Here is a 20,422-nt window from a genome sequence, read left to right on the forward strand (position 1 = left end):
GTCTTCCACTTGGATCACGGGGCGTAGAGAACTCCATGATCTTGGAAGCCGTGCCTGTCACGTTCTGAGAACACCGCCGCTGAGCTGACATTCCGCCACGAACCGGGCATCACGCGACTACGCCGAAGCCCTGTCCCGAACCTGGCTGTCGAGGGTTGGATGGTGCAGCCGTGCTCGGCCAGAAGGGGCTGGACGTGGTGCTCACGTAACTCGTCGATTTTCCTGCCCAGCTGGTTGATGAGTTCGTCCAGCGCCGGTTCGGGCATACCGGTCAGCTCCGGGTTGCGCAGACACCTGGAGCAGGGCTGTGGGGACGGGGCGCCGGCTGCCCGCGGGGCCGTGTCTGCGCTGGCGGTGTCGCGAGAGCGGGGGTGGAGGGTGTAGTTCCAGTCGCCGTGGAAACGGTGCCGGTGCATGGGCAGAGCGTCGATATCGCTGTCGGTGACCTTGATGCCGGTGTCGTAGGTGCCCGGGTCGAGTTCGGCATGGACGGTCAGCCCGGTGCGGGTGGTGGTCGCCGCGATGCTGTTCACGACGACGTCATGGCTGGTCAGCGGCCAGCCGCGCCAGTTCATGGAGATGCGGAAGAACAGCCTGTGCTCGATCTTGTTCCACTTTGAGGTGCCCGGCGGCATGTGGCAGACCGTGATGTCCAAGCCCGTCTCGGTGGCCAGGGCGGCGAGTTCGGTCTTCCAGGCACGGGTGCGGTAGCCGTTGGACCCGCCCGCGTCCGCAGTGATCAGCAGACGGGTAGCGGCCGGATAGTCGTGCCGGCCCCGGGCCTGCCACCAGCGGCGAATGGAGGCGACAGCAAACGCGGCGGTGTCGTGATCAGTGCCCACGGTGACCCAGCCGGTGTTCGCGGCGATGTCATGGATCCCGTAGGGGATCGCCTTGCCCGGTCCCTGCCGGTCCAGGAAGTCGTGCGTCTTGACCAGTACCGGCTCACCGGCAGGCCGCCACTGGAGGCCCGCGTTCTTGTAGTCGCCGATGAGTTCCTTCTTCTTCGCATCCACGCTGATCACCGGCTGGCCGGCGCCCATGTGCCCTCCGGCCTGCTCGTTGATGTAGCGGAACTGGGCGTCGCTGTCCGGGTGCTGCCTGCCCTCGATGGTCTTGGCGCCAGCCTGCAGGCTGAAGCCCTCTTCCCGCAGCAGGTCACCGACCGTGTCCGCACTCACTTGGTGGCCCTGACCGGTGAGCGCGGCCGTCAGGCTCCTGGTCGACTTCACCGTCCAGCACAGCGGCGACATCGGATCGCCCCGCTCGTCGGGTTCCACCAGGGCCGGCAGCGCAGTCCGCAGTCCCGGGTCAAGATCCGCGGACCTCTTCCGGCCACCACCGGGCCTGCGCACCCGGCCCAGGGGTTCCTCGCCGGCCTCCAGCTCGTCCACGCCTTTGCGGACCGTCGTCTCGCTGACCTGGGCCGCCCGCGCAACCGCCCGGATACCGCCGTGCCCCAGGATCCGGGCCTCGGCCCCCATCATCAGCCGCCGCTGCCGCTCGTCGAGGTGCGGGAACAACACCTCGAACCTCGCAGCAAGTTGACCGCGAACCTCGTCGGAGACGCTCGTACCACAACTACGAGCCGCATCACGGGAAGCAACACCTTGATTCTCTGCGAGCCTTAAGAATACGACGCCAGAACGCTGGATCGCGTGGCCGTCTGCGCCGACATAGGGTTGTCGACATCGGCGGCGGGCCAAGCTGTCCCACCCGGTAGGTATGACAGTTCCCCAGGGACACCTGTTCAGCCCAGTCGTTCACCTGACGCCCCATCAGAAGGAGCGTCAGGTGAACGTCAAGATACTCTGTCAGCACCATGCCGTCGCCCGGAACCGGAGTGGCACGCGCCACGCACACTCTCTGAACCTGCAGGTCAGTGGCCTTTTCGAGAGGCTCAAGGAGCGTCACGCACTCCACATGATGCGCTCCTGGAAACAGGTCGGACCGATCGGCCCGAGCATGGGGAGCAAGGAGAACCAGCAGGTCAGAGGACCTTTGCCGCAGGCTCAAGGATGGCCACGCATTCCACGTGCGCCGTCATCGAAAACATGTAGAGCCAAGAACAGGTTAATGAAAACCGCAGGTCAGAGACACGTGGTGCGCAAAACGGACTCAAGATCCATGTGCACTACGTGCGCCATGGGCGCTACGCGCGGCCTTTCGACGCACGCGTACTGCCCCTCGACGGCCCGGATGCCGCCACCAAGCGGGGCGAGCTCGCGAGCGTGATCTTTTCGCCGCCGGCGAAGGCTCGCCGAGACTGCACAACGCGACCACGAGGTCCGCAAGCCGCTCGCAGTCGCTTGTGACGCCGGCCTTCAAGTGATCACCTCGGCCGCCTGCCCGCCAAACGGTCACGCCCGGCTCGCCCTGGCCCGCACCGACGACCTCCGTGTGATCACCTCGGCAGTCGCCTTGGCCGAAGTGGCCCACCCCCGCATCAACCGCCCTGCCCTGGAGTGGACACTCTCCCGCCTGGTCGTGGAACCGATCACCGAGCCGATCGCCCGCCACGCCGCCATCCTGCTCGCCGACGCCGGCCCGCACGGCCACAAGTACGCCATCGACGCCATACTCGCCGCCACCGCACTGGCCTCACCAGGGCCGGCCACGATCCTTGCTTCCGATCCTGAGGACCTCACAGCGCTTTGCCGCGGGCACGCCACCGTCATGAAGGTCTGAATCCCACCGCCGCTCACGTTCCTGCACAAGCGGATGACTTCCGTCCCAGATGAACACGTTGACGACGTCAACGCCCAACACTTACCGCGTGTCTGCAATGGCGTGTACGGTTTCCGTATGAGGGATGACGCGGGTGCAGTAGACCCTTTGATCACCGGGGCCGAGATCGCTCGCATCGCGGGCGTGACACGAGCCGCTGTGTCGAACTGGAGACGCCGCCACAAGGACTTCCCCGCCCCGGCGGGAGGCAGTTCAGGCACACCTCTGTTTTCCCTTACCGATGTACGGGCATGGCTCGCGAACCAGCGGAAGAGCCATGACGTGTCCGACGAAGTCCGGCTCTGGCAGGCGCTCCGCGCGTCGTTCGGCGATGACATGATCAGCGGCCTGTCTTCGGTCGCAGCATTCCTTTCGACGGGAAATCCGTCTGGTCTCGACTCCGCAGCGGCTGCGATCGTCGCCTCGTCAGCACAGAGCGCCACACCAACCGACGTGGCCGACGGACTCGTCGAACGCTTTCAGGATTCGGCGCGTCGCAGCGGCTCGGATCAGGTGACCTCGGCGAGGATCGCCCGGGCGGTCGCTCACTTTGTGGGCCCTTTGCCCAAGGGCACCACCGTCTTCGATCCCGCCTGCGGGATCGGGGTCCTTCTCATGGTTGCGGGGGACGACGGCAGTACGGTCATTCGCGGGCAGGAGATCGACCCCGCAGCAGCACGGTTCGCGGAACTCCGAGCCAAGTTGAGCGGCCGAGCCGATGCGGTGATCCAAGCGGGTGACTCGCTGCGGGCGGATGCCTGGCCCTCGCTCCGCGCCGACCTCGTCGTGTGCGAGCCTCCCGCCGTCGGCCCGGACTGGGGGCGCGAGGAACTGCTCCTCGACGCACGATGGGAGCTTGGCACCCCCTCCAAGGCGGAGGGGGAGCTCGCCTGGCTCCAGCACTGTTACGCCCACACCGCCCCTGGCGGCCGCACGGTGATCGTCATGCCGTCATCCGTGGCCTACCGCAAGGCTGGACGCCGGATCCGGGCGGAACTCGTACGGCGGGGAATCCTCGCCCACGTCATCGCGCTACCGGGTGGAGTCGCCTCCTCGCACTCCGTCCCCGTACTGCTCTGGATCCTCCGCCGCCCGAAACCGGACGACACGACTCCGTCACACGTCCGCATGGTCGACCTGACGGGCAACGATCCGGACGGACCCCTAGAACCCACCAGCGACCAGGTCGCCGACATCCCCCTCATCGACCTCCTCGACGAGACCGTGGACCTCACGCCGAACCTTCACATCCACCGTTCCACCCAGGACTTCCGGGCGGAGTACTGGTCCCTGCGCGAAGAGATCGAGCAGCAGCTCCAAGCGCTGGGCGCACTCCTGCCGGCCTTGCGGGAAACGGCGGGAGAAGACTCTCTGGACACAGCCACGGTCAGCCTCGCGGATCTGTCCCGAGCGGGACTGATCGAGGCGGGCGCCGGCGGCCCCCAATCCCTGAGTCCTCAACTCGATACGGACTACCTGCGCGGCTTTCTTCAGAGCGCGTCCAACGTCCGCCGCTCGACCAGTACCAGCGGAACGCACCGTGTGGACGCGCGGGCGGCCCGCATCCCGCAGATGGCGGTCGCCGACCAGCGTCGCTACGGAGCCGTCTTCCGTTCTCTCCAAGAGTTCGAGGAACGCGTCGCGAGTCTGGCCGAACTGGGGAAGGAGGCAGCCGCTCTGGCCCGGGAGGGGCTGACCAACGGAGCCCTTGCACCTCCTGCGGACGATTCCGGCGAGTGACCCGTCGGCCGGTCAGGGGAGTTCGGAAGGCAGGGGCACGAACGGGCTGGGCTTTCCGCTCCAGGACACGTGCAGTGCTTCCCTGGCCCGTGTGCAGGCGACGAAGAGCAGGCACCGCTCACGCAGCAGATCGGCCTCGTTCTGCAGCCTGTCCGTCGCGGCCGCGGTGACCTCACGGGCGAACGGGAGTGCGCCGTCCGAAACCCCGAGTACACCGACGCCACGAAACTCCAGCCCCTTCATCGCGTGCATCGTCGCGAGGCGCACCCCTGCCGTTCCCGCCCCCGGTCCCTCCTTGACCCGGACCACGGGAATGCCCCGAGCCGCGAGCCTGTCGTACACCTTGTCCAGGAGCAGGTGGAAGCGGGCGCACACCCCGATCTCCTCGGGGCGCATGCCTTGGCCGATCCACTCCTCGATCCGCTCGACGATCGCGTCCACTTCGACCTGCTCGGAAGCATGACCTCTGACGTGAGGGCGTCCTCCGTGGAGCAGTGAGCGGTAACCGAGGAGGCTGTCCGCACCGTCGCCCCCGAGATCCTCGACGTCCATCTCCTTCAGAATGCCGGTGGACCAGCCGAGGATCTCCTCCGTACTGCGGTAGTTGATCCGCAGCCGACCGCTCCGGCCGGTCACCGTGATGCCCAGTGAGGCCAGGGAGACCCTGGAATCGTAGATCCGCTGATGGGGGTCACCGGTGATGAAGAGGTCGTCGGGTCCACGGCCCACAGCTGCCCGCAGCACCCGCCATTGGGCTGGATGCAGGTCCTGCGCCTCATCGACGACCACGTGGTCGTAGTCGTGGCCGTCCGAAGCGACCTTCCCTTCCAGCAGCCGTGCCGCCTGGGCGCAGACATCGAGGTGGGTGCGGCCGCCTCGGGCAGCAAGTTCGGCCCGGAAGAACTCGACCGCCTCCCAGACCCGCTCTCGCTGGGCTACGGGCAGCGCCGAGCCGCGTCCTCTGCGCACCGCGCCCCGGTAGGCGTCGAGCGTGCCGATGTCCTGGGCGAGTACGACGTGGCGATATTCCTGAGCGAGGAACTGCTCCGGCCACGGAAGGCCGAGGCGTTTGCCGACCCGCTGCCAGATCTGCTGCTCCTCACGGTCTCCGACGAGGGACAGAGTCCGGCCGCCGGCTGCCTGAAGGGCTCGGTGCGCGTAGGCGTTCACTGTCGTCACGTCGACCCTGCGAAGCAGCGCCTCATCGCCGTCGAGCAGCAGGGCGAGGTTCTCGCGCAGGCTCGCCGCGAGAGCGTTGGTGTACGTGGTGAGCAGGACCCGGCTGTCCTCGGAGCGGGACAACAGGTGCTTGACGCGATGCAGGGCGACGACAGTCTTGCCCGTGCCTGGGCCTCCGGTCACCTGCGCCGGTCCGCCGTAGGACACGCGGTAGGCGACGCGCCGCTGGGAGGGGTGGAGGAAGACCCGCCAGGCCGCGAAGGGCTTCTCCAGGATCTCGGCCAGCTCGTCCGGCCCGGTCACGAGTGTGATGCGGCTTCTGGTGTGGAGGATCGCCGACGCGAGGTCGTCCGCGGGGTCCCCAGGAGCGTCGGCGGGCCGCCGTGCGGTGACGAGGTCGCGGTAGACCTCTTCGGGGCTGAAGCCCTCCGCGAGGTACTGGAGGACTTCGAACTGGTCCTCGGGAAGCAGGGTGCCGAACGCGTCCAGCTGGGCCTGGTCCGTGATGGTGCGCACCGCCCGCAACACCTGCGCGTCGATGCCGAGTTCCCGCAGCACGGTGTCCGAATGGGAGGCGAAGAGCAGAGTGGGGGCCACTGCCGCCGCCTTCTCCAGGGCCGGCGTCAGTTGCTCGATGGCGACGACGTTGCGGACCTCCAGGCCGCGGGTGGCGGTGTTGACCGTGTAGAGCCGCTTGGCCGCCCAGCTGTAGGCGTCGTCGTGCGGCACGACGTTGATGAGGAGGAAGACATCGCTGCCGTCGTTCGGGGCGAGGACCACTCCGCGCCAGAAGTCGTTGATCCGGATGGTCCTCATCCGTGGATCGCGCGCCTTGTCCACCGACTCCAGGTGAAGCCCCTTGTCGGCGTGCAGTTCCGCGACGGTGAGCTGTTGGAACTTGGTCATCGCCTTGCGCACTCCGGCTTTGACGGGCTTCTCCAGCACGTCGTAGCTCTCCCAGAAGCTGTTCGCGAAGGCGAGCTGGGGCACGGTGGGCTCCTTACCTCGTGGCGTGCGGCGCGGCCGAAACGATCTTAGGGGGATGCGAGGCCCGCGCCCTCGGCCATCAGGCGGGCGAGGTCCCGGACCGTCCCGAGCAGTTCCGCCGGCGGCCCTTCCAGGTCCAGGACGTGCTGGTGGATGACGATCCCCGCGTTCCGGACTCGGTGGGAAGCGTGAAGCGCGCCGCCCCTGGCGTAGATCAGATGCCCCTCGGGAAGACCCAGCGCTGTGCAGTAGGCGAGCATCTGGTAGAGGTCGGCGTCGGGAAAACCGTCGGGCTTCTGCGCCTTGTACTTGGCGTCGGCCACGTTCAGCGGGCGGCCGTCGTCCCCGTACCGGAGGAGATCCGGCCTCATGCGGATGGTCCCGTCCGCGTCGAGATGCACTCCCTTGGCCTGGAGCGCGCAGTGTCCGCCATGCGCTGTGAGGGCCTCACGCAGGGCCACGCAGACGAAGTCCTCGAAGAGTTTGTTCATGTCGAGCAGGAATCCGTCGACGGTGACGTCACCCGGCAGGTGCTCGGGCGACTCGCGGCGCAGGACGGTCTCCGCCAGCCGCAGCGCGGGCTGGTAGCGGAGGTTCAGTCGGCTCGGCCGCCACCGGGGCGGAGCGGCGCCGCGCAGCAGGGGCTCGGCGTCGATGAGCCGGGCCCGTTGGTGCTGGAGGGACCGCCGTACTCCGGCCGGGACGCGGGGCAGGCTCAGCAGCCGCTCGGTCGCCGCCCGCAGCAGCCGGTTCTCGGGTATGTCGGTGGTGTACTCGTCATAGGCCACTTCCAGGGGAAAGAGCCGTCCGTGGTGACGGCGCACCTGGTCGGTCTCCCTGAGCCGACCGCGAAGGACAGGGGACGCCTCTTGCGTGTGCCGGTACCCCTGCAGCACTCCTTGCCTCAGGGCTCGCTCCTGCGCCCTCTCGTAGGTCTGGGCGAAGAAGGGAACCAGTTCCGTGTGCGCCGACACCTCCACCGTGCCCTCTTGGTGGATCCGCGGGTTCAGGGCGTACCCCAGGAGGAAGAACAGATGGGCGATCGGCACCTTCGGGGTGATCCTCAGGGTGACGGGGTCCTCCCCCGGGGCCCTGACCACTAAGGCTCCGACCTTGCTCCCCGCGCGCAGCCGCCATCCCCCGGTCCGGTACGGGTCGGGCGCCGCGTCCACGATCCGGGAGGCGGCGAGTGCCCGGCCGATGGCCGCCGGCAGGTCATGGGTGGTGTGCGGGGCGTGTTCGACGAGCTGGATGCCAGTCACGCGTCGGTCTCACCCGGGCCGGCAGCCGGTGCAATATTCGCGCGAAGGGCTTCGAGACCGTAGGTCTTGGCAATGTCGATTCCCTCTCCGTAGTGATGCTCCTCCAGGAGCGGAAGGATCTTGGTGCGCCAGGTGCGGTCGAGGCCGCCTTCCCGGTAGACCGCCTTCTTCATCAGGTACGAGGGGCCGATACGGAAATCGGGGTCGTCGATGCGGGAGTTGAGCGCGTCCAGCAGGTCCGCCGGCTCGGGGCCGCGGTCCTGGGCGGCGAGCCAGCGGCGCAGCAGCCCCTGGGTGGGCTCGGTACGCGGCGAGAGCTCCACGAAGGCGAAGCGCCGTCGCATGGCCGCGTCGACAAGGGCGATGGAGCGGTCGGCGGTGTTCATCGTGCCGATGACGAAGAGATTGGACGGGAGGGCGAAGTCGTCGCCCGAGTAAGTCAGGCGGACCGACTTGTTCCGGTACTCCAGGAGGAAGTAGAGCTCTCCGAAGACCTTGGCCAGATTCGCACGATTGATCTCGTCGATGATCAGGAAGTGCGGGATGTGGCGGTTTCCTTCGCGGGAGGCGAGGTCGGCGAGCTCCCGCAGCGGGCCCGCCGTCAGCCGGAAGGCGACCTCCCGGGTGTCGGGGTCCTCCTTCGGCCGGAAGCCTTCGAAGAAGTCCTCGTACGCGTACGACGGATGGAACTGCACCAGCTTGACCCGTTCGGGCCCGCCTCCGAGGAACTCGGCGAGTTTGAGGGCCAGGTGGGTCTTGCCCGTGCCCGGCGGTCCGTACAGCACCAGCTGCCGTTCGTCCCAGAGGAGGTCCTTCACCTCGCGCAGCCACTCCACGTCGTGGACGAGCAGTTCGTCGGCGAGGGCCTGGCCCGGCTCGGGAAGCTCCAGCTCACGCCGGGCCGCGAGGGCCGGGACGGTCTCGCTCGGGTCGCGTTCCCGGGACACGGCCTCGTCGGCGAGCTCCTCGTCGGTACGGCCGAGTCCGTCGATGAGGGCCTGCACGGAGGTGAGGTCGACGACGTCGTGCTGCGCCGAGAGCTTCTGCTGGAGTTCCTCGGGAAGCTCGTCGTAGGCGTACCCGCTGCTCTGCCAGTCGACGGGGCGGCGCAGGTTGGAGCGGCCGCCTTCGGAGGCGGTCTGCTCGACCGTTCCGGTGATCTCACCCACGTACAGGCGGCCCCCGGAGATGCCGCACACCGTGTCGCCCGGCTTCATCCAGGAGAGGAACGCGTACAGCTCGTCGACGAGCTCCAGCTTCTGGTTGTAGGTCGCCGTCGTCCCGTAGTCCTCCTCGACGAACGCTCTCAGCCGCTCCTTGCTCGCCCCCTGCGCCACTCCCTGGCGCAGCCGCGAGGCCGACAGCGTGACCCTGCCCTCGGGAAGCCAGAGCCGGTGGACGAGGTCACTGCCCGCCACGTTCGAGCCGCGCACGAGCCAGGCCCGGTTGGGCCCGGAACGCATGCCCTCCATGAAGTCGGACAGCGGTGTGCCCGCCTCGGTGCGCCACTCCTCCCAGCCGTTGCGCGGGGCGCCGACGAGTATCTCGGCGGCGGCGGACGGCGATCCGCACTCGACGTCAGCGGTCAGCTCCAGCCATCCGGGCCAGCGGTCGGACGGCGCGAGGACTCCGGCGGCTCTCAGCTCCTCGCGCCGCTTGAACGTGCCGCTGAAGTGCTTGGGGAACGACGGCATGACGTGCTCCCGGGCCGGCGAACCGGCCCGGACCAGGAACTTGCGGCTCCCGTTGGTGCCGACGGCGTCGAGGAGGACGCCGACCGCCCGCCCGATGCCGTCCCCGCCGGGCAGCCGCAGCCGGAACTCCGGGTACTCGGCGGGGTTGCCGCTGTCCTCGTTCACGCACACTCCTGGTTCACGTACGTTCCTCGTTCCCGTGAGTCCTTGGACACGGGCAGGGCATATGCCCGAAGGCCGGTGCCGAGAAGGACCTTAGCCCCGCTCCGTACCTCAGGTGAGGGTGTTGGTGAGGTGCGGCCCGATGTATCCGATGAAGATCCCGTGCTCGGCGCGGGCGGCGTCGTGGTAGTGCAGGCGTGGAGCGACGGTGTTGCCGCCGCCGATCCTCACGTGCGCGCCCATGAACAGCCGGCAGGCGGGATCCACGTTTTCCGGGACGGGGAAGGTCCGTTCCTTGCGCCAGACGGTGTTCGTCTTCACTGTCCTGGACTCGTCGCGCACGACCTTACGGGGCGATATCGCGTGCCTGCCGCCCGGAGCGTCCTCGCACCACTGCTTGAAGTCACGGAAGGCCGCGCCGTCGGCGGGGGCGTCGACCGAGACGTCGGCGTAGTCCCGAAGCGCCAGCAGTGCGTCCCAGGCCATACGGACCCAGGAGGAACCGTACGCCTGGTCGTCCAGTTCCAGGGTGATCTTCCTGGCTCCGGTGAAGTGCACGCGAGGCATCTCCTCGATCCGTTCCAGGATCTCCGCGAAGGACTCGGGGACAGCGGGACCGCCGTCGTCCGGGGCGTACGCGGCTTCGGCGGCGCCGAGGGCGAGCAGGCGCTTCTGCACGGTGACGAGCTGGACCCGGGTCTCATGCAGTTCCCGGTACTGCTCGTCGTACTCGGCGATCAGCGTGATCTCGTCGCTCCTGGCGCGCTGGAGTTCGTTCTTCAGGTCCCTGATCTCGTCGGCCCGTACCCGCTGCTCGCGCCCGGCTTCCTCGAGGATCTCGAAGAGGGCGTGGTTCTCGTCCCTCAGCCGCTCCAGCTCGGAGCTGCCCGAGCTCTCCTTGGTACGCGCGCGCAACACGGGTACCGCGTCCAGCTCGGGCGGCAGTGGCGCCCGGGTGGCGAGGCCCTGGGGAAGCTGGGCGAGCAGGCGGCGGGCCCGGGCCGGGTTCTCGGCGACGACCCGGTGCGACATGACGCGGTGGCGCTGGCCGTCGGCCGCCCAGGCCGGGTCCACACCTGGAAGGAAGGTCCGGATGCCTCCGCCGTACACCCGGTGGTACTCCATGAGCCGGTTGAAGCGGTTGTCCGCCCCGGGCGCGAGGGCGTAGAGGATGGCGAGGCCGGCCAGGGGACGGACCAGCGGGTCCAGGGTCCGCTCCAGCCAGACATCGAAGTCGGCCCCGTTCGGGGCGGTGGCCATGACGATCGGCAGACGGCGCTCCGCGTCGCACAACTCGTCGATGACGGAGTCGATGTCGGCCGCCTCGACGACCTGTGGCATCCGGGTCACGTCCGCGAGCCCGTCGCGGGCCTGGAGGACGTCCAGCAGGCTTGCCGCGAGGCGGGGGGTCTTTGCGGGCGTCGGCAACGTGTCCGGATCGTCGGGAAGGTGCTCTACGTCCAGCTGTACGCGGGTCGGCCGACTCTCCGTCTGCCTGATCACCAGGGTCGTCTGCCAGGTGCCGTCCGGGGCGGTCTCCCGGAGGCGCCAACGCCCGTACGCCCCGCCGGTGCCGGTCGCCGAGTCGTGGTCGAGCGTGACTCCCCGGGCTATCTCGTTGCGTCCCTCCGCGAACGCCTGGATGTCGTAGTTCTTGGGCGGTTCACGCAGCCAGTCCCGGAGCCGGGCGTCGACCTGCGCGCCGGTGCTGACGTAGTCGAGGCCGCTGGTGACGACCATGCGGTAGCGGCGTGTGTCCATGCCGTGGTCCTTTCGGTGCACCGGTCAGGCTTCGGTCCGCTCGGGTCCTTGGCGGAGGGCGGCGAGCAGTTCGACGACGTCGTCGTGCCAGGCCCTGACCTCGCCCGGGGTGGGCGGGAGTTCATACGTGTGGTGGTGGCAGGCCGCGCTGAGCGCGGACCACACGGCGTACCACTGACGGGCCACGGAGCACGGGGCGTACCACTCCAGACAGAGCGCCTTGGTACGGCCACGGCTGTGCGCCATGGCGGGACTGACCCGCCGCCAGAAGCCGTCCATGGCCTCGTCCAGGGCCAGCCGGAGCAGGGCGGCGGCGGCTCGGGCGCGGAGTCCCGGCGCGAGGGTGTGGGGAATACCGGGGGGAGGGAGGAGCAGATGACGGGCGGCCGCGGCCAGTTCGTCGGGGGTACGGGTCATCGGCCGCGCACCGCCTTCGCGAGGCGCTCGGTGTCCCGGACCAGGTCCATGCGGTCGCCGATCGGGGTGAGGAACTGGTGGGCGCCGGCGTTGCACCGTTCGATGAGCGCGCGGGCCCAGGGGCCGTGGTCCTGCGCGACGGCCGCGAGGACCTGGGCGGGTTCCATGCTGCTGTCGTAGAAGGCGAGCGCGGCGAGATCGGTGAGCTTGTGGGCCTTGCCGATCCTGGCCTCGACGTCGGCGTGGCCGTGGCCTTCGGCCCGCAGGCGGCGCCGTGCGGGTTCCAGGCAGGCGGCCTCCAGGGCGCCTCGGCACATCTGGGGTAGGACCCGGTCGGCGACGCCCTGCGGCACGTTCGGGTCCTTGGCGACGGCCCGGGCCTCGCTCAGCGCGAGGGAGACCGGGTCGTCGGTGCGGGTGACCTTGACGACGGAGTCGGTCTGCCGGGAGACCTGCATGATCGTCGCGGGGATGCGCAGGTGGCGGATGGCCTGCTGGAGGCGGGTGTCGTGAGTGAAGACGATCACCTGGCGGCGCTGGGCACAGGCATGGAGGACCCGCGCGAGCCCCTCGACCTTCTCCGGGTCCATGGACTGCACCGGGTCGTCGATCACCAGGAACCCGAAGGGGCTGTCGGGGTGGGTGGCGCGAGGGAGGAACAGCGAGAGGGCGAGCGAGTGCAGTTCACCCTGGCTCATCACGCCGAAGGCGGGCGCGTCCATGTCGTCCACGGACACGTCAAGCTTCACCTTGCGCTGGTTGGCCGTCCCCGTCAGGCCGATCGAGCCGAGCGTGACGCTGCTGCGCTCGCAGAGCAGCTTCCAGATGGTCTGCGACTGGTCGGCGAACGGGCGCAGCCGCTCCTCGCGGAGTTCGTCGGTGACCTTCTTGAGCCAGGTCTGCGCGTCCTTGAGTCGCTTGCCGAGCGATGCGGCCTCGGCGGCCCGGTCGGCGACGGCCAGCCATTCGGCGAGGCGCACCCCGAGCGGCCGCCAGCCGGCGTCCTGATCAGCGAGCAGGCGGGCCGCCTTCTCGCTCTCCTGCCGGCAGGCGTCGGCGAGGGCGGCCGAAAGGCGCTCGACCTGATCCGCCAGCGGGCGGGGGTCGGTCGCGCTCCGGCACAGGGACCATTCCCGCCAGAGGGCGGCGAGCGGCGAGTCCTCCGGCCGGAGCCATACGGGGACGGGCTGGACGAGATCGTGGACGGCGCGGATGGCGCCGCGCAGGTCGTCGCGCGCGGACTGCGCTTCCGCGGCTTCGCGCTGGAGCCGTTCGACCTGCTCCCGGGCGCGCACCGCCCAGTCGTCGTCGAGCAGTCCGGGCGTGTCGCAGACGGGGCAGTCGGCGGTCCGCGCCCGCCGCCGGTGGTCGAGCGCCCGCTCCAGGAGGTCGGAGAGACGGCGGGCGTCCTCGGCGGAGCCGGACCGCGCGTCATCGGCCCGGGCCGCGGCTTCCCGCAGCCGCGTCACGGCACCGCTGATGTCGCTCAGATCAGGCCCTTCGAGGGTGGACAGCCCGCGCAGCCTTTCGAGTTCGGCGGTGTCGCCCTCGGGCCGTGCGGCAAGGAGGGTGCGAACGCGTTCGCGGTCCGGGCGGCGTGCGGAGAGAACCTCCACGGCCGCGACGGCCCTCGGGTCGCCGGAGCCCCGCAGTTCGGCGAGGACCGCGGCTGCCAGGTCGGTGGCCTTCTTCTCGCCGTCCTTGATCACCTTGAGGCGGGCTCCCGCCTCCTTGTAGGCCTCGGAGAGCTGCTCCAGGCCGAGGATCTGGGCGAGTCCGTCATGGAGGGCGGTCATGGGGCCGTTGATCACGGCGCCGAGTTCGCTGTACGAGAGGAACGGCCGGTACAGCGCGAGCTCCTCCGCGCCGACGACCTCGCCCAGCTCTCCGCCGGGCAGGCCTGGCCGGTGGACCGCCACCCGTGCGTCGCCCAGCCCGTCGCCGTGCCAGCTCCTGCGGACGGTGACGGGCGTGTCGGCACCGTCACGGCGGCACTCCACCTCCACGCGGGGAGCCGCCGGATCGTGCAGATTCCGCCACCCCTGCCGCCAGATCTGAGTACGGTCCTGCCAGCGGAAGTTGTCGCCCGTCAGTGCCATCTCGGCGGCCTCGGCGAAGCTGGACTTACCGGAGCCGTTGCGTCCGGCGACCACGGTGAGGCCCGGTGCGGGGGTGAGGCCGAGCGTGGTCTCCGGGCCGATGCCTCGCCACCCGGCGGCCGTGATGGAGCGGAGGAAGAGAGGACCGGTTCGGGAGGCGCTTCCGGCCCGAGTCCCGGGGAAGAGGTCGCGCAGCAGATCCGCCGTCTCCGGCTCCAGGCCGGCGGCGGCCAGGCGCTGGAGGACGAGGTCGCGGAGGGAGGGGTGGGGCTGGTCGCTCACGGTGTGGCTCCATGCACGGGAGACGGCGGGTGCGACGGCGAAGTCCGCAGCCGGGAGCCCCAGGGTGACGTAGAGACGTTGACGTCGTCAACAGATATTTCCTGCCACACTTCATGCGAATTTGTGTACGATCGCGAATCCGGGCGGCATGAGTGACCGCCAGACGGCCGCACGGCCACACTTCTTGAGGAGAAGCTCAACCGTCATGAGACTTACGGACCAGCTGACCCTGCGGCGGTCAGGCACCCGCGCGACGCGCCACGGAGCCACCTGCTCCGGATCAACGGAGAACGGGACCGCCGTGAAATGGCGTCTCGTCCTGCCCGGTCGCCCTGAACTCACCCTGCACGACACCCGCTGGGACAACGGTGAGCGGGACCTGGTCCTCCACCAGCCGTCGGTGGTTCCCGAGATGCCCGCCCTCCTGGCCAATCTGCACGGCCGCCGCCGCGCAGGCATCGAGGCCGTGCCCGCCGGAAGGGGTCGCCTGCGCCTCATGGCCTGGACCGTCATACCGAGGACCGGCTCGGACCGGGCCGGCTTCAAGAAGTCCCTCACCACGGCGCAACTCGCCACGCAGTGCGGGCTCTCGCTCCTGCGGACTCTGACGAGCCGTCCCGGCGTCACGCTGGAACCCGCCTTCGACCAGGAAGACCTCCCCCTGGTCGATCTGGAGCACCCTCAGGCCGTGAAGCCCCTCCAGCACGCGCTGTACTTCCCCGTGGACGACGACGAGACCCCGGTCATGGCGTACGTCATCACCCGGGTCATGCCGACACTCCGCGCGGTGGGCTGGCTGCCGCCCTTACCCGTCTTCTGACGTCTCGGGCCTCGCCCCCACATGTCAGTGCCACCCTCTAGCGTAGGAGTCCGAGCACCGCCCCTGTCGACGTGCACTCGGGTGGAGACGGCAGGGGAGGACGACATGGCGCGACAGATGGCGAACGAGACGTTCCGTACCGACCAGGAGCGGAACCGGTACGCGGCACACGTCCGCGCGATCAACGAGCTGGTCGACGGCCTGCGGGACCAGGACGGCAGGGGCTGGATGCCGTACGTCGCTCCTTGGCACGGTGGAACCGAGGCGCGCGTGCTGTCCATGCTGCGCGATCCGGGGCCCAAGACCCAGGACGGCACCGGCTCGGGCTTCCTGTGCACGGAGAACGACGACCCGACCGCCGAGCGTCAGTGCCGGGCCTTCGAGCAGGCCGGCATCGACGCCCGCGACGTCACGCCCTGGAACGCCTATCCCTGGTACATCAACAGAAAGCCCGACGCCTCCGAACAGAAGGCCGGCGCCGAGGCCCTCGTGCGCCTCCTCGGACTGATGCCGGACCTCCGCGTCGTCCTGCTCCAGGGCGGCGACGCGCAGGCCACCTGGCGGCGGCTGGAGAAGGCGCACCCGGCCCTCGCCGGCCAGGAACACTTCCAGGTGGTGCGTACGTACCACCCGGGCCGGCAGGCACTGTGGTCGCCCGACCCCCAGGTCCGCGCGGCGCGCGAGCGGCACCGCGAGGACGCGCTCCACCAAGTGGCCGACATACTCCGGGCCTGACAGCGCCGGAAGACGGCCTCCCGTCCGCCTCGGTCGGCTCGCGACCCGCACCAGCTGGACCACGACGGGGACGACGCCATCGGCTGTGAGTCGGCATGGACGCGCGGCGCACCGCCCGGCGGGGGGGCGGCCACCCGGAGGGGGTGGCGGGGGCGGTGCGAGAGTCAAGGCCAGGTGCGCTCGATGCGGTCCGCTCGGACGGCATAGGCGGCGGGGCCGCCCCTTTCGACCGCCCGGTGGATCGCCTCGCGGCAGATGTGGAGACGCTCGACCATCTCCAGGCTGCGGAGCTGTTGGTTATCCAGATAGAAGAGTACGGCCGCGTGCTCGTGGACCGGCCGGATCTCGCGGTCGCGTGTCTTGATCCGCCCGTCTTTCGACAGAGGCACCCACCCCTGGGCGAGCCCGTGGAGGATCCACTCCTCGTCCGGTACGTCCTGGGCGTCGCCCGCGAAGACCTCGCCGATCCTGTGCACGGTCCATCCACGGGCACGCAGTTCCTCGGCGACGCGCCGTCCGAGGTTGCGGTCGAGGAAGAACTCAGGCGGCAAGGCGCACCACAGCCTGGCGGACCGCGTCCACCTGCTCCGGCTCCATGTCGTACTCGTACGCGATGTCCTCGACGGACTCGCCGGCTTCCCACAGGTCGGTCAGCGCCTTCACCGGCACCCGGTTGGCCTCGATCACCGGCAGGCCGTGCCCGAACCGGGGGTCGATCACGACCGGCACGGAGGCCGGGTACTGTCGCAGCCGGAGACTGGACGGGAAATCGTCCCCCGCGTCCCAGGACAGGTAGCGCAGGTAGTCCGCGACGACCTCCCGGATCGGCGCCTGCCCGTCACGGGCCCTGCGCAGGTCGTCGGGGGCGTGCTCGATGAAGATGTCCACGCCGTCCGTGGCGATGCGCCGGGAGACAAGGCCATACGGCGTGTCGAAGGCCGCCCGCACCGCCCCGGCAGCCTCCCTGATCTCGCTCATCCTGAGCCCGAGGTCCCGCAGCGACCGCAGGACGTACGCCTCGGCCACCGCCACGAACGGCACCGAGGGCTGTCCTCGCCGCACGGGGTCGACACTGTGGACGAGCGGCGCTCCGGCCGCCCTCCCCTGGAGCCAGCTGTGCAGGGTGGAGGAGGGAATCTGGAGGTAGGACGACGTCTCGGCCGGTGTGAGAAGCCCGTCCGTGAACCTGTCGATCATGGCTGCCCTCCTCCCGGCCGTCCTCGGATACTCGAATCCTTCCACACCAAGCCTGCCCGCGCGGCTCTGTGCGCACCCTCCCCCGGGCTGCTCGTCGGTGGTCGGCTGTCGGAGTACACCGGGCGGCCACCGTCGAGGCGATCAACGGGTTGGGGGTCCGGGTTCGTGACTTCGGGCGGCACCGCCCGGCCCGATCTCGACCCACGCCGTCTTGCCACTCGGTGGGTACGGCTCCACGCCCCAGCGGTCGGCGAGGGCGGCGACCAGGAGGAGCCCTCGGCCCGACTCGGTGTCGGAGGGGATGCCTCCGGGGCCTGGCGATGGGGTGGGAAGCCGTTCGCCGCGCGGGTCGGTGACCTCGATGCGGACACCGCCGGACGCCGCCGCGCAGGTGAGGGCGACCCGGAAGTCACGGCCCTGGACACGGCCGTGCAGGACGGCGTTGGCCGCGAGTTCGGCGGTGATCTGTACCGCCCGTTCGGCCACGCTGGGTGACACCTCCCAGGCCGTCAGCCGCTCGGCGACGAGCAGGCGGGCGAGGCGGGCACCGCGACGGGTCGAGGACAGCCGCTGGGCGAACGTCCATACGGTGGAGTGCTGGTGGGGTCCGGTCGCGTACATGAGGCCAGCGTGGCGGGGGCGCGGGAGCACGCGCCAGGAGCGAGACCCGTACGCTGCGTCAGCGTACGGGCACATGCGGTAGACGGTACGGGGGCGTACGCGTCACGCTGAGTGCTGTCGATCGCCGGGACGGCGGTCGAGGTACGGGTGCGTCGGGAGGTGGCCGCGGGTGGCTGAGGACGTCGAGATCGTGACGGACGGGGCGGGCGAGACGGACGAGCAGGGCCGGGAGCCCGATCCGTCGGACAGCCTGCGGACCTTCGGGGCCGTCGTACAGGCCCTGCGGGAGCACGCGGGGCTCAGCAGGGCCGAGTTCGCGGAGATCGTCCGCTTCTCCAAGCACACGGTGGAATCGGTGGAGTTGGGGCGGCGGATGCCGGACGAGGCGTTCGTCGAGCGAGGGGAAGGGGCCCTGGGGAACACGGGGGCGCTGCGGAGGTCCGCCCCGTTCCTCACCCGCGCCGAGGCGGGTCTCGCGGTGTGGTTCCGGCGGTGGGCACGCCTTGAGAAGGTGGCGGTCAGCCTGTACACGTACGAGTGTCGGCTCGTGCCGGGGCTGCTGCAGTCGGAGGCGTACGCCCGGGCGGTGTTCGAGGGCACCATTCCATTGCTGACCGATCAAAAGCTGGACGTACAGCTCGCCGCGCGGCAGAAACGCCAGAGGATGTTGCGGGAGCGGCCGACTGTGCCGTTCAGTTTCATCGTGGAAGAGCACGTCTTCCGGCGCCGGTTCGGCGACACGGAGGAGATGCGGGAGCTTCTGGATCACGTGTTGGAGGCGAGCGCGCCGCGCAACGTGACGTTGCAGGTCATCCCCCTGGACGCGGGTTTGCACGCGTGCCTGGACGGGCCTTTGCAACTCCTGGAGACCCCAGACGGGCGGCGGCTCGGGTACTCCGAGGGGCAGCAGAACGGGCGGCTGATCTCCGACCCGAAAGAGGTGAGTCTGCTCCACCAGCGCTATGACACACTGCGCTCACAGGCCCTCAACCCCAAGGAGTCCCGGGGTCTGTTGGAGCAACTGCGAGGAGAGCTATGAGTACGACCGGACTCGCCTGGTTCAAGTCCAGCTACAGCGGCAGCCAGGGCGACAGCTGCGTCGAGGTCGCCGTCACCCCGCAGGCCGTCCACGTCCGGGACTCCAAGGACGTGGAGCGCCGGCCCTTTGCGGTCGGCCGCGAGGGCTGGACGCGGTTCGTGCGGTACGCGGCGGAGGACTGAGCGGCACACCCGTCCTGTGTTACGCGGGAGCCGCCCGTCGCCGTACGCGGCGGGCGGCTCTTCGGCTCAGAACAGTCCCAGGCCCTCGCCGCCGGGATCCACGACGACCGGCCGGGGCTGGGCGGGGAGGCCGTCCAGGCGGTCGGGGCCGGACGCGGCGGCCACGGCGGGGGCCGTCTCGGCGAGCCAGCCACGGAACCGCTCGGCGGCCTCACGGTAGGAGACCCGCGCCAGGACACGGTGCTCGCCGGCGGGGCAGAAATCGACCGTGACCGTGAACAGGCAGGACCGAGGCGCGTTCTGACTACCCGCCCAGGACACGCGCAGGGTGCCGCAGGGCTCGCGCCCGCGCGGGGCCCGGTGGGTCGGGCGCAGTGACCGGCAGGCTATGAAGGCGGTCCACGCGGCGAGGTGCGGCAGCGGCAGGGTGGTGCGCGCGCGGCAGCCGGTGCAGCGATGCCAGTGGCGAAGCCAGTCGTCGGCGTCGGTATGGAAGAGGCGGGTGTAGCGGTTCGCGACCCGGACGTCGTTGGCGTACAGATGGTCGGGACGTTCCCGCGTGTTGCAGGACTGGCAGACGGGGGCGCGGACGTAGCCGTGCTCGTGGCAGTGATCGAGGACCGTGGCGGGCTCGCCGCCACAGACGGCACACACCCACCCGGCCACCTTCTGGGAGATGCCGGGCTTTCTGCTGAACACCGAGTACAGCTGGCCTTCGAGCTCCCTGCCATACGGGCGCAATGAGGCGGCGGGGCTCTCGGCGCTCGTCGCGCGCCGCCCGTCGGCGTCCTCGGCCCGCCGGGGGTGGGAGGACGGCTCGGCCACGGCCGTGCCCGTCTCACTGATCCACGCGGCTCGCAGCCACCGCCTCTCGGCGTGCTCGGCCGCGTCTAGCAGCCTCACCACCGCGCGCGGCAGCCACCACGTCCGCCGGGTCCCGTCGGAGCTGTGCTCCACGAGTAGCCGTCGCCAGTCGATCCCCACCAGATGACACGGCCGGCCGTCCTCGTGCCGTGTCCCGCGCCCGGGGCCGCCCGGCTCCCCCAGTTCCCCCGCGACGCGCCACCGCCAGCGCAGCGGCGTCTCCTCGTCGCGCTCCGGCTCAGGCTCCGGCGCTCCGCGGAACGGGCCGACGCGGACCAGGTCCCGCCGGTCCATGACCACCGCGCCCAGTTCCACGGCCGCCCGGCGCACCTCGCGCTCCGCGACGCCCCACCGACCGCCGCCCGCCCTGGCCGTCGCGACCACGCGGCTCCCGAGCAGGACGTACCCCGTCCGGGCACGGGTGGCGGGCGAGCGGGTGAACACCCCGGAAGCCGTCAGCACGGCGCCGCCGGCCGTCAGCCCGACCCACAGCGCGTCCGCGGCCTCCAGGGTGATCAGGCCGCCCGCACGGCCGGGCACGACACGCTCCGTCATGCCGACAGGCTAACGGCGCCGACACGCCGACGGGTCCGAGCGCCCCGGCCGGGACACCTGGTCGCGGTCAGCGGGGTTCGCATCGGAACCTGAGCGCCT

General features: G+C 70.0%; 17 protein-coding genes. 6 read left to right on the plus strand and 11 right to left on the minus strand.

Annotation, left to right across the window (positions count from 1 at the left end):
- Positions 1-14: 14 nt before the first annotated feature.
- Positions 15-1,487 (minus strand): ISAzo13 family transposase, encoded by a 1,473-nt coding sequence (locus DJ476_RS06495; protein WP_456339961.1) that lies wholly within the window; start codon positions 1,485-1,487, stop codon positions 15-17.
- An 841-nt stretch (positions 1,488-2,328) separates the two neighbouring features.
- Between DJ476_RS06495 and DJ476_RS06500 the strand changes: the two genes are divergently transcribed.
- Both DJ476_RS06500 and DJ476_RS06505 read left to right on the plus strand, forming a co-directional pair.
- On the plus strand, positions 2,329-2,688 hold the full coding sequence (locus DJ476_RS06500) for a type II toxin-antitoxin system VapC family toxin (RefSeq protein WP_051722255.1): 360 nt from the start codon (positions 2,329-2,331) through the stop codon (positions 2,686-2,688).
- Positions 2,689-2,805: 117 nt separating this feature from the next.
- Complete coding sequence (locus DJ476_RS06505; RefSeq protein WP_030026468.1) at positions 2,806-4,467, plus strand: N-6 DNA methylase; 1,662 nt, start codon at positions 2,806-2,808, stop codon at positions 4,465-4,467.
- Positions 4,468-4,479: 12 nt separating this feature from the next.
- Here the strand turns inward: DJ476_RS06505 and DJ476_RS06510 are convergent, their stop codons facing one another.
- The 6 genes from DJ476_RS06510 to DJ476_RS06535 form a co-directional block, all read right to left on the minus strand.
- Positions 4,480-6,636, minus strand: a complete 2,157-nt coding sequence (locus tag DJ476_RS06510; protein ID WP_103419645.1) for a UvrD-helicase domain-containing protein — start codon at positions 6,634-6,636, stop codon at positions 4,480-4,482.
- Positions 6,637-6,680: 44 nt separating this feature from the next.
- Positions 6,681-7,895, minus strand: coding sequence for an McrC family protein (locus DJ476_RS06515; protein WP_103419644.1), 1,215 nt, complete (start codon positions 7,893-7,895; stop codon positions 6,681-6,683).
- The gene (locus DJ476_RS06520) at positions 7,892-9,754 is read right to left on the minus strand and encodes a DUF4357 domain-containing protein (RefSeq protein ID WP_112490076.1); all 1,863 of its coding nucleotides are present in this window, start codon (positions 9,752-9,754) and stop codon (positions 7,892-7,894) included. The genes DJ476_RS06515 and DJ476_RS06520 overlap by 4 nt, the downstream gene beginning before the upstream one ends.
- A 108-nt stretch (positions 9,755-9,862) precedes the next feature.
- Positions 9,863-11,512: a hypothetical protein gene (locus tag DJ476_RS06525; RefSeq protein WP_112490077.1), complete on the minus strand. Its 1,650-nt coding sequence runs from the start codon at positions 11,510-11,512 to the stop codon at positions 9,863-9,865.
- A 24-nt stretch (positions 11,513-11,536) separates the two neighbouring features.
- Positions 11,537-11,929: a hypothetical protein gene (locus DJ476_RS06530; RefSeq protein ID WP_112490078.1), complete on the minus strand. Its 393-nt coding sequence runs from the start codon at positions 11,927-11,929 to the stop codon at positions 11,537-11,539.
- Positions 11,926-14,310, minus strand: coding sequence for an AAA family ATPase (locus DJ476_RS06535; protein WP_112490079.1), 2,385 nt, complete (start codon positions 14,308-14,310; stop codon positions 11,926-11,928). Before DJ476_RS06535 ends, DJ476_RS06530 begins: the two co-directional genes overlap by 4 nt.
- A gap of 301 nt (positions 14,311-14,611) precedes the next feature.
- On the opposite strand from DJ476_RS06535, the gene DJ476_RS06540 reads away from it, so the two are divergent.
- Positions 14,612-15,130, plus strand: coding sequence for a hypothetical protein (locus DJ476_RS06540; protein WP_318294422.1), 519 nt, complete (start codon positions 14,612-14,614; stop codon positions 15,128-15,130).
- Positions 15,131-15,235: 105 nt separating this feature from the next.
- A complete protein-coding gene (locus DJ476_RS06545; protein WP_112492455.1) occupies positions 15,236-15,865 on the plus strand; it encodes a uracil-DNA glycosylase in 630 nt (209 codons plus the stop codon).
- 164 nt (positions 15,866-16,029) lie between these two features.
- Here DJ476_RS06545 and DJ476_RS06550 read toward each other — a convergent pair whose 3' ends face one another.
- The 3 genes from DJ476_RS06550 to DJ476_RS06560 form a co-directional block, all read right to left on the minus strand.
- The gene (locus tag DJ476_RS06550; protein WP_030026459.1) at positions 16,030-16,416 is read right to left on the minus strand and encodes a PIN-like domain-containing protein; all 387 of its coding nucleotides are present in this window, start codon (positions 16,414-16,416) and stop codon (positions 16,030-16,032) included.
- Positions 16,406-17,062: a DUF433 domain-containing protein gene (locus DJ476_RS06555; protein ID WP_112490081.1), complete on the minus strand. Its 657-nt coding sequence runs from the start codon at positions 17,060-17,062 to the stop codon at positions 16,406-16,408. Before DJ476_RS06555 ends, DJ476_RS06550 begins: the two co-directional genes overlap by 11 nt.
- 141 nt (positions 17,063-17,203) lie before the next feature.
- The gene (locus tag DJ476_RS06560; protein ID WP_112490082.1) at positions 17,204-17,683 is read right to left on the minus strand and encodes an ATP-binding protein; all 480 of its coding nucleotides are present in this window, start codon (positions 17,681-17,683) and stop codon (positions 17,204-17,206) included.
- 169 nt (positions 17,684-17,852) lie between these two features.
- Here DJ476_RS06560 and DJ476_RS06565 point away from each other — a divergent pair, with 169 nt between their 5' ends.
- A complete protein-coding gene (locus tag DJ476_RS06565; protein WP_167480370.1) occupies positions 17,853-18,722 on the plus strand; it encodes a helix-turn-helix domain-containing protein in 870 nt (289 codons plus the stop codon).
- Positions 18,719-18,904 carry a DUF397 domain-containing protein gene (locus DJ476_RS06570; protein ID WP_103419635.1) on the plus strand — a complete coding sequence of 62 codons (186 nt, stop codon included), beginning with the start codon at positions 18,719-18,721 and terminating at the stop codon, positions 18,902-18,904. The genes DJ476_RS06565 and DJ476_RS06570 overlap by 4 nt, the downstream gene beginning before the upstream one ends.
- Before the next feature lie 66 nt (positions 18,905-18,970).
- Here the strand turns inward: DJ476_RS06570 and DJ476_RS06575 are convergent, their stop codons facing one another.
- Positions 18,971-20,323, minus strand: a complete 1,353-nt coding sequence (locus DJ476_RS06575) for an endonuclease domain-containing protein (RefSeq protein WP_112490083.1) — start codon at positions 20,321-20,323, stop codon at positions 18,971-18,973.
- Positions 20,324-20,422: the final 99 nt, after the last annotated feature.

The sequence above is a fragment of the Streptomyces bacillaris genome, assembly GCF_003268675.1.
Taxonomy (GTDB): Bacteria; Actinomycetota; Actinomycetes; order Streptomycetales; family Streptomycetaceae; genus Streptomyces; species Streptomyces bacillaris.